General features: G+C 34.6%; 15 protein-coding genes and 2 pseudogenes. 10 read left to right on the top strand and 7 right to left on the bottom strand.

Annotated elements, in window-relative coordinates:
• Positions 1-6: 6 nt before the first annotated feature.
• Positions 7-771, top strand: a complete 765-nt coding sequence (gene srtB, locus B5P40_RS13890; protein WP_002088889.1) for a class B sortase — start codon at positions 7-9, stop codon at positions 769-771.
• A 69-nt stretch (positions 772-840) separates the two neighbouring features.
• On the opposite strand, the gene isdG is transcribed toward srtB, so the two are convergent.
• Positions 841-1,164, bottom strand: coding sequence for a heme oxygenase (gene isdG / locus B5P40_RS13885; protein ID WP_002015426.1), 324 nt, complete (start codon positions 1,162-1,164; stop codon positions 841-843).
• A 254-nt stretch (positions 1,165-1,418) separates the two neighbouring features.
• On the opposite strand from isdG, the pseudogene B5P40_RS13880 reads away from it, so the two are divergent.
• Together B5P40_RS13880 and B5P40_RS13875 are read left to right on the top strand one after the other, a co-directional pair.
• Positions 1,419-3,208 (top strand): annotated as a pseudogene (locus B5P40_RS13880) (cation:proton antiporter).
• A gap of 92 nt (positions 3,209-3,300) precedes the next feature.
• On the top strand, positions 3,301-4,500 hold the full coding sequence (locus tag B5P40_RS13875) for a class I SAM-dependent rRNA methyltransferase (RefSeq protein WP_002067464.1): 1,200 nt from the start codon (positions 3,301-3,303) through the stop codon (positions 4,498-4,500).
• Between the two features lie 43 nt (positions 4,501-4,543).
• Here the strand turns inward: B5P40_RS13875 and B5P40_RS13870 are convergent, their stop codons facing one another.
• Together B5P40_RS13870 and B5P40_RS32775 are read right to left on the bottom strand one after the other, a co-directional pair.
• On the bottom strand, positions 4,544-4,738 hold the full coding sequence (locus B5P40_RS13870) for a YwbE family protein (protein WP_113709334.1): 195 nt from the start codon (positions 4,736-4,738) through the stop codon (positions 4,544-4,546).
• Entirely contained in the window at positions 4,739-4,912 is a 174-nt protein-coding gene (locus B5P40_RS32775; RefSeq protein ID WP_002015431.1) for a hypothetical protein, read from the bottom strand. It abuts the gene before it with no gap.
• A 170-nt stretch (positions 4,913-5,082) separates the two neighbouring features.
• Here B5P40_RS32775 and B5P40_RS13865 point away from each other — a divergent pair, with 170 nt between their 5' ends.
• The 6 genes from B5P40_RS13865 (at position 5,083) to B5P40_RS13845 (ending at position 9,452) form a co-directional block, all read left to right on the top strand.
• Positions 5,083-5,775, top strand: a complete 693-nt coding sequence (locus tag B5P40_RS13865; protein WP_002088884.1) for a response regulator transcription factor — start codon at positions 5,083-5,085, stop codon at positions 5,773-5,775.
• Position 5,776: 1 nt separating this feature from the next.
• A complete protein-coding gene (locus B5P40_RS13860; protein WP_078175937.1) occupies positions 5,777-6,712 on the top strand; it encodes a HAMP domain-containing histidine kinase in 936 nt (311 codons plus the stop codon).
• A gap of 124 nt (positions 6,713-6,836) precedes the next feature.
• Positions 6,837-7,760, top strand: a complete 924-nt coding sequence (locus tag B5P40_RS13855; RefSeq protein ID WP_113709333.1) for an ABC transporter ATP-binding protein — start codon at positions 6,837-6,839, stop codon at positions 7,758-7,760.
• Positions 7,753-7,914 carry a hypothetical protein gene (locus tag B5P40_RS32770; protein ID WP_002143307.1) on the top strand — a complete coding sequence of 54 codons (162 nt, stop codon included), beginning with the start codon at positions 7,753-7,755 and terminating at the stop codon, positions 7,912-7,914. Before B5P40_RS13855 ends, B5P40_RS32770 begins: the two co-directional genes overlap by 8 nt.
• 34 nt (positions 7,915-7,948) lie before the next feature.
• Positions 7,949-8,653 (top strand): ABC transporter permease, encoded by a 705-nt coding sequence (locus B5P40_RS13850; protein WP_002165013.1) that lies wholly within the window; start codon positions 7,949-7,951, stop codon positions 8,651-8,653.
• 103 nt (positions 8,654-8,756) lie between these two features.
• Positions 8,757-9,452, top strand: coding sequence for an ABC transporter permease (locus tag B5P40_RS13845; protein ID WP_113709332.1), 696 nt, complete (start codon positions 8,757-8,759; stop codon positions 9,450-9,452).
• A gap of 63 nt (positions 9,453-9,515) precedes the next feature.
• On the opposite strand, the gene B5P40_RS13840 is transcribed toward B5P40_RS13845, so the two are convergent.
• The 4 genes from B5P40_RS13840 to B5P40_RS13825 form a co-directional block, all read right to left on the bottom strand.
• Positions 9,516-9,848, bottom strand: a complete 333-nt coding sequence (locus B5P40_RS13840) for a YfjL-like protein (protein ID WP_078175934.1) — start codon at positions 9,846-9,848, stop codon at positions 9,516-9,518.
• Positions 9,849-9,982: 134 nt separating this feature from the next.
• A complete protein-coding gene (locus B5P40_RS13835; RefSeq protein WP_016120862.1) occupies positions 9,983-10,486 on the bottom strand; it encodes a DinB family protein in 504 nt (167 codons plus the stop codon).
• 113 nt (positions 10,487-10,599) lie between these two features.
• Entirely contained in the window at positions 10,600-12,636 is a 2,037-nt protein-coding gene (gene fhuB, locus B5P40_RS13830) for a Fe(3+)-hydroxamate ABC transporter permease FhuB (protein WP_002129312.1), read from the bottom strand.
• Positions 12,637-12,643: 7 nt separating this feature from the next.
• Positions 12,644-13,618, bottom strand: coding sequence for an ABC transporter substrate-binding protein (locus B5P40_RS13825; protein ID WP_113709331.1), 975 nt, complete (start codon positions 13,616-13,618; stop codon positions 12,644-12,646).
• A 406-nt stretch (positions 13,619-14,024) separates the two neighbouring features.
• On the opposite strand from B5P40_RS13825, the pseudogene B5P40_RS33440 reads away from it, so the two are divergent.
• A pseudogene (locus B5P40_RS33440) lies at positions 14,025-14,166 on the top strand (BclA C-terminal domain-containing protein); the annotation flags it as partial.

The raw sequence follows: 14,166 nt of genomic DNA, 5'->3' as shown, positions 1-14,166 counted from the left end.
GATAATTTGAGTAGCAAAAAAGAAAGGAAGAAGAATTCTTTTTTTCAACGAATACTTACAGTTGTTTTTTTAGGTACCTTTTTCTATTCAGTATATGAATTAGGTGATATTTTCATGGATTACTATGAAAATCGTAAAGTAATGGCCGAAGCACAAAACATTTATGAAAAAAGTCCGATGGAAGAGCAATCACAAGACGGGGAAGTACGTAAACAGTTCAAAGTTCTGCAGCAAATTAACCAAGAAATAGTTGGATGGATTACGATGGATGATACACAAATTAATTATCCAATCGTTCAAGCAAAAGACAATGATTACTATTTATTTCGAAATTATAAAGGTGAAGATATGAGAGCAGGAAGCATTTTTATGGACTATCGTAATGATGTGAAATCTCAAAATCGAAATACTATTTTATATGGTCACCGTATGAAAGATGGTTCTATGTTTGGAAGTTTAAAGAAAATGTTGGATGAAGATTTCTTCATGTCGCATCGTAAATTATATTACGATACATTATTTGAAGGATATGATCTTGAAGTGTTTTCGGTGTATACAACAACAACTGATTTTTATTACATTGAAACGGATTTTAGTAGTGATACGGAATACACATCATTTTTGGAGAAAATTCAAGGGAAATCGCTGTACAAAACGGATACAAAAGTGACAGAAAGTGATCAAATCGTAACACTTTCGACGTGTGACTATGCACTTGATCCAGAAGCGGGAAGATTAGTAGTACATGCGAAACTAGTAAAAAGACATTAAATAAAAAAAGTATAGAATATGAGAAGTGGTAACACTCTTCATATTCTATACTTTAAAAAAGAAATATGCTTACTGTGCTGCAGCCATTGGCATACGTACAACTTTTACATCATAGTAAGCAATTTTATTATCAAGAATATAGTCTGGCATCCCGCCTTGATGTGAGTGAGCATCTTTAAATGCTGAGCTCTTTGTCCAACCTTGGAAATCTTCTTTTGCATTCCAGCGAGTGCTAATTGTTACTTCATCATAATCAACTGTATTTTGCGTTAAAAGAACTTCTAATCCTAAAAATCCTGACATTGTTTCGACTTTACCTACTTTATTAAAACGCTCAATTAATTTATGGCCATTTCCCTTTGTAATTTTAGTTGTATTTGTAACAATAATCATGTTTATTCCTCCTATAAATGTAGCCTTTATTTTCAAGAACTCATATACATTAAATGATAATGAAAATCATTATCATTGTCAATAGTAATTTTCATATAAATGTAGAATTAAGGATGAATTTACTATTATATAAATAATTTGACCATATAGTTAATGAAGTTATATATTATTAAAATAAAACAAAATAAGAAATATACATAAGCAAAGTATGGTTTATACCTTGCTTTCGCAATACTATGAACAAGGAGGGTATTATGGTCGAATCACTGTTACTTAGTATCGTTATTATTATTACACTAGGCATCACCTCACAATGGATTGCATGGCGCTTCCAGCTCCCTGCTATTGTTGTTATGGCAGTTGCCGGATTATTAATTGGTCCAGTTTTCGGTATTATTAATCCAAAAGAGGTGCTTGGAGATGTTTTTAGTCCACTCGTATCACTTTCTGTTGCCATTATATTGTTTGAGGGTAGTTTAAGTTTAGATGTACGTGAACTGAGGGGACTATCAAAACCAGTATTTCGTATTGTTACGTTTGGTGCGTTTATTGCTTGGATTGCTGGCTCACTTGCAGCTCATTACGTCGCTGGATTAGATTGGGCGGTTGCATTTATTATTGGAGGACTTTTTATTGTGACAGGTCCAACTGTAATTATTCCGTTGTTACGCCAAGCACGATTAAAGCCAAGGACAGCTGCAATTTTAAAGTGGGAAGGGATTATCGTTGATCCGTTTGGAGCATTACTTGCTGTATTCGCCTTTCAAATTGTAAATTTCTTAACGAAAGAAAATGTACACTTACATACGTTACTATATTTCTTTGCAGGTTCGTTATTTGCAATGGTACTTGGGTATGCGTTTAGTATTTTTATGAGTTATATGATTTTAAAAGGGAAAGTACCAGAATATTAAAGGCACCGATTTTGCTCGTTACGGTATTACTATGCTTCGGCATTGCAGATGAAGTCATGCATGAAACAGGTATGCTAGCCGTAACAGTAATGGGGATTACACTTGCACGGATGAAGAAATATATTTCTTCTATCGGTGATATTCGTCATTTTAACGAAAATATTTCCGTACTATTAACATCGACTGTTTTCATCATCTTAACAGCATCACTTCCAAGAACGACGATTATGGAGATTTTTAGCTGGCCTATTATTAGCTTCGTACTTATGATGATATTTGTTGTTCGTCCTTTATCAATTTGGGTATCGACAATCGGAACAGAGTTAACAAGATCAGAAAGGGCGCTAGTTGGTTGGATTGCGCCGCGAGGTATTGTTGCATTAACGGTTTCAAGTTACTTTGCGACGGAGTTATTACAAGAAGGGTATAAAGATGCTTCTATATTAACAGCACTTACATTTGCACTCGTAATTACGACCGTTTGTGCTCATGGATTTTCAATTGGATTTTTAGCAAAAAAATTAGGATTAGCGAATACACAGCCACCAGGTATTTTAATTTCAGGAGCTAGTACATTCTCAACTGCATTCGCTATGCATTGTAAAGAGATGGGGATTCCGAGCTTAATCGTAGATGTATCGGAAGAACATTTGCAATGCGCAAAGGTGAAAGGGCTTAATACATATAACGGCCAAGTACTCTCAGAGCAGTTGCAATTTGAAGTAGATATGAATCAGTATGAATACTTAATTTCAGTTACAGATACGGATTCTTACAATGTATTAGTCGCAAACACATATGTACCGCAGTTTGGACATCATAATACATTTTTACTTCCGATTCATGATGTGGAAAAGATTGAGCAAGAACGCATCTCTCTTTCGAAAAAAGCTCATTTACTGTTTGGTCAAAATGAAATTTATGAAGAGTTAGATAGAAAAATTGAAGAGGGTTATACATTTAAAACGATACAAGTTGAGGAAGAACAAAAAATTAATAAAGAAGAGAGCGATTCAGAGGATGTAATATTATTTATTCGTCACGATGATGGTAGTCTTACTTTTTCAACATTGTATAAATATATAGCGGTTATACCAGGAGATGAGCTAGTTGTACTAGCAAAGCAATAATATGGTATAGTGAAACGAGGCTTTTTTCAGCCTCGTTTTTTACATTGCTTCCTACTAATTAGAAAGCATTCAAATGGAAAGGAAGACATTACATGCGATCTGAAGTAACTATAAAAATAAAACCGAAGTTTATAAAAGAAATTAAAAGTGGATATCCACTTATTTTAAAAGATGCTATTCAAAATTTAAATGATGTACGTGAAGAAGGAACAATCATCAACGTAGTAGATGAGAAGAACCAATTCATCGGAAAAGGCTATTATGGAAAACAAAATAAAGGATATGGATGGATTTTAACGAGAAAAGAGAAAGAGCAAATTAATCAACCTTTCTTTGAAAGTAAAATCAAATCTGCTTTACATAAACGAAAAGATTTTTATAAATCAAATGATACAACAGCATTTCGTGCCCTGAATGGTGAGGGCGATGGCCTTGGTGGTTTAATCATCGATTATTATGACGGCTATTACGTAATAAGTTGGTATAGTGAAGGGGTTTATACTTTCCGCGATGAGATTATAGCAGCACTTCAAAAAGTAGCAAATTTCAAAGGGATTTATGAGAAAAAGCGTTTTGATACGAAAGGGAAATACATTGAAGGTGATGATTTTGTCGCAGGAGAGCGCGGTGAGTTCCCACTTATCGTAAAAGAGAACGGTGTAAACTTTGCTGTATATTTAAATGACGGGGCGATGGTTGGTGTGTTTTTAGATCAGCGTAACGTTCGAAAACAAATTCGTGATAAATATGCAAAAGGAAGAACGGTTTTAAATATGTTCTCTTATACTGGGGCTTTCTCTGTATTTGCAGCGCTTGGCGGTGCAAGTAAAACAACAAGTGTGGACCTTGCAAATCGTAGTTTAAGTAAAACGATTGAGCAGTTTAGTGTAAATGAAATTGATTATGAAGCACAAGATATTATTGTAGAAGATGTATTTCTGTATTTCAAATATGCAGCTAAGAAAAAGATGAAATTTGATATGGTTGTACTTGATCCCCCAAGCTTTGCACGCTCGAAAAAATATACGTTCAGTGCGGCGAAAGATTATAAAAACTTATTAAAAGAAACAATTGCCATTACAGAAAATAACGGTATTATCGTTGCTTCTACAAATTGTAGCGCATTCGATATGAAAAAGTTTAATGGCTTTATCGATACAGCATTTAAAGAAATGAACGGTAAATATAAAATATTAGAAGAACATTCTTTACCAGAAGATTTCCGTACAATTGATCAATTTAAAGAGGGAGACTATTTAAAAGTAGTTTTCATCGAAAAAATTAAGGGTTAATGAAAATAAGAAAAGGAGCTCAAGTTTAAATGAGCTCCTTTTCTTATTGAATAATATTTTGTACTCTGCCAACCTGTCCGTCTTGCAATCTTACTTTAATGCCGTGCGGATGTGAAGGTGAGTTCGTTAAAATATCTTTTACAATTCCTTTTGTTAGCTTACCTGTACGTTGATCTTGTTTTAATACAATATCGACTTCAAGACCTGATGAAATGTTAGATCGTTTTTGCCCGTTCATTTATACACCTGTACGTCTACGTTGGTTGTTTGTTTTCTTCGTTTGTTGGTTTTGTAATTTTTTCGTTTCTTGACTTTGACTTCCATTATTTGAGCCGTTTCCATTTCCTTGCTTTTTCTTCGCAAGTTGTTCGCGCATTAAATCAGCTAAGCTTACTTTTTTGTTTTCTGACATGATAAGTCTCCTTTATATAAAGTTAATTATGAACAATCGTAGTGAATTTCATCATATCATTGTTAAGGAAGGAAGGGAAGTTGGTTTGAAAATTCATATAATTCTTTCCAGCATTCATTCGTTACGATACAATTAAATTGTTAATGTTTGTTAAAAAAGGGGATAGAAATATGTCACATCATATTTTATTAGTTGAAGATGACATCTCAATTCAAGAGATGGTTGAAACATATTTAGTAAAAGAAGGTTTTCAAGTTACAATCGCATCTGATGGAGAAGAAGGAGTTAACGCATTTTTAAAAGGTTCATTTGATTTGATTATCCTCGATATTATGATGCCAAAGTTAGATGGCTTAGAGGTTGTGCGAATCATTCGAGAAAAAAGTGCCGTTCCGATTTTAATGATGTCAGCGAAAGATACAGATGTTGATAAAGCTGTTGGATTAGGACTTGGAGCAGATGATTACATTTGTAAGCCGTTTTCTATGATTGAACTAGCTGCACGTGTAAAAGCGGGTATTCGGAGGTCTACAAAGTATTCGGCTGTGGAATCAAAAGATGAGGCGATTCAGATTGGTGATTTAATAATTGACCCAATTAATTTTACTGTGGAGAAAAAGGGAAGACAGCTTAAACTTACTTTAAAAGAATTTGAGATTTTAAAGCTATTCGTGAAGAATCAAAATCGTGTTTTTACGAAAGCACAAATATATACGCTTGTTTGGAATGAAGAATATTATGGTGATGATAATGTTATTAATGTTCATATGAGAAGATTACGTGAGAAAATTGAAAGTGATCCATCTAATCCAGAATATATTAAAACATTATGGGGCATCGGCTATAAGTTGGAAGTGATGTAGTATGGTTGTATTTTTAACAGTGGTGATTATTATATTGCTTATCGTTATTTACGTGCAATATAAAATTAGGAAAAATAGTAGTAGGAATTTACGCTACACGTATGAGAAGTTAAATCGAATTGTAAAAGAACAAACTGGTGAGAAGCTATTAATTATGACAGATGATCTAGAATTGCAAAAGTTATTAGTGGCGATTAATCATTTATTAGATGCAAAACAGAAAACGAATGCAGATCATGCGAAAGTGGAAATTTCGATGAGAAAAATGCTTTCAAATATTTCACATGATTTGAAAACACCACTAACAGTTATTCTTGGATATACCGAAATGTTAAATAAGGATAAAACGATAAATGAGAAAGAGCAGCAAATATTATTCGAAAAGGTGCATGTAAAAACACTAGAAGTGATGGAACTGATTCATAAGTTTTTTGATTTAGCAAAATTAGAATCCGGTGACAAAGCAATCGAGATGACAAAAGTAAATATGAATGAAGTTTGCCGAGAGAAGATTTTATCTTTTTATGATTTAGTGACGACGAAAGGTTTTCATGTCCATATTGATATAGCAGAAAGAAATATATATGCACTTGGAAATGTAGAAGTATTAGGCAGGGTATTGAATAATTTAATATCAAATGCGATTACATATGGGGACGATGGAAAGACAATTGGTATGACTTTAAGAGATGATGAAACGAGTGTGTATATAGACGTATGGGATAAAGGAAAAGGAATTGATGAATCTCATATTGATAAAGTGTTTGAGCGTATGTACACACTTGAAGATTCAAGAAATAGATTGTACCAAGGAAGTGGTCTAGGGTTAACGATTACGAAAAGGCTTGTGGAAGCGATGGATGGAGAAATTTATCTTTCTAGTAAGCCGTATGAAAAAACGGTTTTTACAGTTGTATTAACAAAGATGCAGTTTTAGCTTGTAGAGAAGTAGATTCTACAAGCTTTTTTGAACGTAAGGAATTTGTAAGGAACGGGTAAGAAAAAAGAGATTTCCGTTGTCTATTATAGAAATATAGAGCAGTGCGAAAGGGGAAAGTGACATGACATATATATTAAAAACGAACCAGTTAACGAAAGTGTTTAAAGGGAAAGAAGTTATTTCTAGTGTTAATATGCATGTGAAAAAAGGAGAGATTTACGGCTTTTTAGGACCGAACGGCGCGGGTAAAACAACGATTATGAAAATGATTACAAATTTAATAAAACCGACGAGCGGTGATATTGAAATTTTCGGTGAGAAGTTAACAGACACATCTTATGAAGTATTAAAAAGAATGGGGACAATTATTGAATATCCAATCTTTTATGATAAATTAACGGCGAAGGAAAACTTAGAATTACATTGTGAATATATGGGATATTACGATAAAAACGCAATTGATCATGCTTTAAATTTAGTGAAACTGCACGGTATAGATAATAAAAAAGTAAAAGATTTTTCATTAGGAATGAAACAACGACTTGGTATTGCAAGGGCGATCATGACAAAGCCAGAATTACTCATTTTAGATGAACCGATTAATGGTTTAGATCCAATTGGTATTAAAGAGTTACGAGACTTATTTAAAATGCTTTGCAAAGAATATGGCATTACGTTATTAATTTCTAGTCACATTTTAGGTGAGATGGAACAAATGGCAGATACAATTGGTGTGATTCAAAATGGAAAACTAATAAAAGAAGTTTCGATGAAGAGTATTAACGGAAAACAAACAGAGTACATTGAAATCACTGTTCCTGATGTGAAGCGTGCAGCTTATATTTTAGAAGATAAACTCGCTATAAAAAATTACAAAATAATGAGTGGAAACATGATTCGTGTGTATGAATTGAAGGCGACGCAGCAAGCCATTTCAAAAGCACTCATTATGAACGATGTAGAAATTGAAAGTATTAATAAGAAACATAGTTCTTTAGAGGAGTATTTCTTAAATGTAATGGATGGAGAGGGCATTCATGCTTAATGGATTGTTAGTGAATATAGTAAGTGGATTGATCGTAATGTTCATAAGTGGGATTTTATATTATAGAAAACCTGAGCGGAAATGGATTTTAATTTTATTAGTGATAGGAATGTTAAGCGTAGTTACTGCTGGAATTAGAATGTTAGTAGCGTAGAGGCAGTTATATAAGGAATGGAGGCATGGTTTACATGTTTAAATTAATGAAGCTTGAATGGAAGAAACATCAATTATCTAGTTATTTTAAAAGTGTAGCAATTTGTATTATAGCAATTTTCACCGTAGTAAACCTCATGGCGTTGGGAGCGAAAGACGAGGTAGATGGGCTATTCTCTGACTTCACGCAACAAATGGTTTTAATAAACACTGTTATTAGGATAACATTCATTATTTTTAGTTCGGTCATTTTATCACGTTTAATAATTGATGAGTATAAGAACAAAACAATACAACTATTGTTTATGTACCCACTGCAAAGAAAAATGCTAATGAGGGCGAAATTAACAATTGTTTTTTGTTTTTGTTTTGTGAGCACGATTATCGCTACTTTCAGTATTAGTTTACTCGTATATTTTGTGAGTCCAATGATGGGGCTGATTGAAACGCCAGCTACGATAGGTGAAATAATAGCTATCGTTCCAGCTACTTTTATAAATGCATTTATGATATCTGGTATAAGTTTAATTCCTTTATTTTTTGGGATGAGAAAGAAATCGACACCGACAACAATTACTTCTGCAGTAATAATTGGGATGCTAATTAGTAGTAACTTTGGTTCTGGAAACGGTCAAGTAAGTATGTTTAATTTTATCGCTATCCCAATAGTGCTCTGTTTATTAGGGATTTTTATTAGTTATCTTTCATATCGTAAAATCGACAAGATTGATGTGGCGTGAAGCAAGCTTAAAACAACAACGAACTGGGGTATGAATAGTGAAAAAATAATAGTAATTGCAATTTTAAGTTAATTTCAGTGGCTTACATGAAAGGAGGACTATCATGCTACGTCTTATGAAGCTAGAATTGAAGAAGTTTAAGCTCGGATGGTATGTGAAGAGAGCGGTTATTGCGAATATCGTTATACTGGCACTACTAATCTTCGTTAGTATCGTTGCTCAAATAGAAGGGGATCCAAAAATAAGGGATCCGCAGATAATTTTGTCGATGGCTAGTGCGTTAGTAAGAGCAACATTTATTATTTTTGGTGGCGTACTAATAGCCAAGTTAATAATTGATGAATATAAAAGTAAAACAATACTACTCATGTTTTCTTATCCAATTAACCGAAAGAAAATGATGGCTAGTAAGTTGGCTATTACAGCGACATTAACATTTATAACAGTTATTTTATCGAACATTTTAGTAGTAGGAATTTTCTTTGGGATAGATAGTTATTTTTCAATTCTTCCTAATTCATTCACAGTAGATCAATTGATTCAAGAAGGGATAAATCTTATTCCTTTAGCCATTGCCACGGCAGGAATAAGCTTAATTCCTCTATATTTCGGGATGCGTAAACGTTCTGTGCCAGCTACAATCGTTTCTTCTATTATCGTTGTATTAATCGCAATTAATAACCCGTCCATATTTCCTATAGCGACGTTTCTTCCTCTTCAATTCACATTTGCAGCGATTGGAGTTGCGATTGCATATTACGGAATTAAAAATATAGAGAAGGAAGATATAACAGTATGACAAGAATACGTAAAAAAGAGTTAGCGTTATACCAACTCTTTTTTGTATATGTATGCTTCGTTACTACTCTGTAAATTTGGAGTGTTTGCTTAAATACTCTTGCACTCCTGGAGAAATATTAAAGTTATTAGGACTTTTATATTCGATAGTAAACTCTCCATCTGCACTTGTTTCAAAGGAGATTGCATAGCTATCCATTTTAGCATCGTAAGAAGTATTTTTGACTTCCGCATCTAGATTAAAGTATTTTGTAATATAATTTTTTGATTCTGCAATTGCTGTTTGTTTTTCCCAAGGGGTACCATAATTTGTGAAGTAAAGAGATACACTGATAACTCCAATGATAGAAGTTAGTAAGAGAGTTCTTATTGTTATTTTTTTGTTTTTTGTATTCAATTTAGTTCCCTCCAATTAATATGAATTTATCTTAACGTATTTTCTCATAAAATACCATTTAGTAGAAAATAGTTTCACATGAAACAAGTTACAGAAAAAGACAAGGTGCATAAACACCTTGTCTTTTTCTGTCGTTACATTTGGGGAGCTTCCATTCCAGTAGCAGCCCATTCTTCTTTTGCAGGACCATAAACGCCAGGGACTGTTAAGCCAGCTTGACGCATTAAAACAGTCATCTGTCCGCGGTGGTGATTTTGATGATTGATGAGTGTCATTAAAAATATAGAATTCGGCATAGGACGACCAAAGAAGTTATTAATAGTAGCTAAGTCTTTATCAGTCCACTCACTTTGAAGTGCTTCAATAAAAGCCGTATTCACTTTGCGATACCCATCTGCAATTGTTTTTGCTGAAGTTGGTACAGGATAATCTTTCGTTTCTCCTTCAAACTTAAGTCCTGTCCCTGATAGCATAACAGGAAGTGCTGTAACGATATGCCAAGCGACTCTCCCTAAAGTCCAGTGCCCAGGTGCAATTTCCTGTGATAAAGATTCATCAGTTAATACATCGAGCATCTTTTGAGTAGACTCAGCCTCGTATGTCCATGATTGTAGAAAACCTTCAATAGTTTGGTACACATTTATCCCTCCTAGTTATGTTCATAGGTTACATTCGTGAAAAAAAGATAGTTTCCTTTTAACCTATCAGAACGAATAAAAAAGAGGCTTCTCATATTAAGAAGCCTCTTTTTTTAACCAACCTTCTTCCCACTCTTCCTCATCAACCATAAGAAATAAGGTGCTCCAAGTACAGCAACGACAAGGCCAGAAGGGATTTCTTTCGGATATGCAATCGTTCGTCCGAGTAAATCAGCAAGGGAAAGAAGGATTGCTCCAAACAGTGCTGAACAAACGAATAGTCTTTGATGATTCATACCAACGACGATTCGTGCTAAGTGAGGTGCAACAAGACCTAAAAAGGCAATTGTACCGACAGCAGCAATGTTAATTGATGCAAGTAGTGTCGCTAACACAATTAGAGCAAGACGCGTTTTATTTACAGGCTGCCCGAGTCCGGTTGCTAAATCATCTCCAAGTACAAGAACGTCAAGTTGTTTCATTAAGAAAAAGATAATTGGTATAAGAATAAGAGATGGATATAGAATGATATTTTCTAAGTGATTCCATCCTCTTGCATACGTACTGCCTGACAACCATGTTAAGGCCGCAGCAACATTCAAATTTGCTCTAACGATAAAGATTTGAATAATCGCTGAGCCGAGCGCGGAAATGCCAATTCCTATTAAAGCAAGAGCTGTTGGGCTAAATCCTGATTTCCATGAGAAGAAGAGGACAATTCCAACTGCAAGTAGTCCACCAATAAATGCACCAATTGGTAGGAAGAAACCAGGAAGTGCGGGAAAGACATACATAATAGTTAAAGCACCAACACCAGCTCCCGATGAAATACCAATAATAGAAGGATCGGCAAGTGGGTTTCGTAATATTCCTTGGAAAACAAGCCCGCTTATTGCAAGGCATGCTCCGGCAATAGCAGCAACGAGCATTCTTGGTAAACGAAGGTTCATCATCATATTTTTATCAAATTGTGTTAATTGTCCTGTTATGGCATTTGTAATGCTTTCGATATAAGAATTGCTACCGATTGTAACACCAAGAGCAATCGTCACAATGCAAAGTGTGATAGAGATAATGATTACCTTTTTATAAGAGTAATAACGAGAACTAGCTCCAGCTGCATTTGCGCCGTTATCATTCATATATTGTTTCGATTTCATCATGCGATACACTAAATAAATAAGCCAAGGTGATCCAATCATTGCTGTAACTGCCCCGACAGGTAATTCTGCACCAGTTGGATCTATTAATCTACCAACAACGTCTGCTCCTAGTAATAATATTGCTCCCCATAAGAAAGAGGAGAGAAGGAGGGTAAAGTGTTGTCGATAACCAATAAGGCGCATTAAGTGTGGTGCAACTAAGCCGACAAACCCAATCGGTCCAACAACAGTTACAATTACTGCTGTTAAAAAGATTGCGGCGATGAATGCAATAAACCGTGTTACTGCGGTTTTCTCTCCAAGTGAAACAGCTACATCATCGCCGAGTAAGAGGACATTAAGCTTACGTGACATGAATAGTAAAACTAGGAAAGAAATAATGATAAATGGAAAAGCGAATTGAACGCCATTCCAGTTATTTTGAATAAGAGATCCAGCTCCCCATAAAAATAAACCTGCTGTTTCATTTTCATAGAAAAGCTGCATCGTTCCGGTAAAGGCAGAAAGCATTAATGTAACAACCATACCAGCTAGTGCCATTCTAAGTGGGGTTCCCTTTTTTCCACCAGAAATACGGTATACAAATAAAGCAGTAATAGCACCGCCGATAAATGTGAAAAGAAGGGAGTTAACTTGCAGACCTTTCGGTAAGAAAATTGTAGCCGCTACTAGAAAGAAATATGCACCAGAATGAATACCCATTGTACTGGATTCAGCAAGTGGATTTTTCGTTAACGTTTGTAAAATGACCCCAGATGCAGCAAGAGCCCCTCCAGCTAAAATGGCGATTACAGCTCTAGGTAATCGAAGCATGATTAAAGTTTGATGCTCTAGCGATTGGTTCGGTGAGATAAGAGCATCGATAATCATACTATAGGAAATATTTGCTTGTCCTTGTCCAATATGAATAAAGAAAAGGAGGAGCAAGAGAGCTGCTCCTCCTCCGAATACAAGACTTGCTCGAAGTGTATGTTGTAAGCTATTCATCGTGTAATCACTTCTTCGCTGTCATTACATCAGCTACTTGTGTTGCTAAAGATTTTGCAGACTCAGGACCACCGAAAATCCAAGTGTCGCCTTTTAATTTATACATTTTGTCTTCTTTTTTGAAATTTAACCCTTCCCAAGCGGGGTTACCTTTTAGTTGCGTGTCAAAAATGTTATCATCATCCGCTACAATGTAAATGAAGTTTGAATCTTGTACACTTTGTAATGATTCTACAGTTGTTTGTTTGAAACCATCTGCCTCTGATTTCCCAGCTTCAAAAGTGTTTGTTAAACCTAATTTTTTTGTAACTTGTAAAGCTGTAGAATTGTCAGTCAATATACGGAATGTTGGTACGTTTTTAGCTGTAAATGCTTGTACCATTGCGATGTTTTTATCTTTTAAGTCTGCTTTGTCAATTTTCGCTTTTGCATCTGCAAATGTTTTATCCATATCAGCTAATACTTTTTTACCTTCTTCTTCTTTTCCAACTGCTTTTGCAATTTGTTTAAATGTCTCTGTCATTTCAGCAAAGTGATCGTTATTGCTTGTTGATGGATCGAACATAACTGTAGGAGCGATTTGCTCTAATTCGTTTTTAATAGCTTTACTACGGAATGAAGCTGTGATAATTAAATCTGGTTTTAGACGGCTAATTTCTTCTAAGTTTGGTTGTTGACGTGTTCCTACATCGACAACATCTTTACCTGGTTTTGTTGCTGTATTTACCCATTTATTATAATTCTTAATGTCTGCCATCCCTACTGGCTGAACACCAAGCGCTAATAAGTCTTCTGAATATACCCACTCAAGTACAACAACTTTTTTCGCTGGTTTATCTAACTTTGTTTCCCCTTCAGCGTGTTTAATTGTTATAGCTTGTTTCTTATCGTCTGTCTTTGTTTCTTTTTTCTCCTCTTTTTGCTGCCCGCATCCAACAGCGAATAGAAGAACTACTATGAAAATACTGAAAATTTTCTTCATCTTCTGCCCCAAAATAAAATGTTTTATTTGCAATATGTACGATATTGAAAATCGTTATCAATTACAACACCCAAATCATACTATGAGGGCGTTTTAAGTGTCAATATTTTTTTGAAATTTTGACTAAAAATAACGATTTATACGGATTTTAATATATCGTATTGAAATGCATACGTGTATCAAGGTTGAAGGAGCTGAAATTCCTTTAATGAGGAAGGCGAAAGTACAAGCGAAAGGAGAGCGTATTGCATGTAATATTTATTAGAATGTAAGGAAAAAAACTTTGTTTATAAAAGGTTTGTTCCAGAGCGGGTAGTTGATAAGGAAAATAAAAACTGATTTTTATTAGAAAAATATTTTTAATTAGTGGGCTTACTTAAAAGATCGAACACGAAGGAGGGTCAACATGTCTTTATGGAGTAATAATGCAAATGGATATTGTGGATGTAATAATCAAAATGGTTTACATGTTGATTCGTGCTGTTTTAGTTGCGATGGGACAGTTCCTAAGCTCGGTCCAACGGGTCCAACAGGAGCAACAGGAGCAA

Origin of the sequence: Bacillus sp. SRB_8, from assembly GCF_003264205.1 — a bacterium.
GTDB classification, from domain to species: domain Bacteria; phylum Bacillota; class Bacilli; order Bacillales; family Bacillaceae_G; genus Bacillus_A; species Bacillus_A mycoides.
The sequence above is the reverse complement of the archived record's forward strand: the minus strand, read 5'-3'. Positions and strand labels throughout refer to the sequence as shown.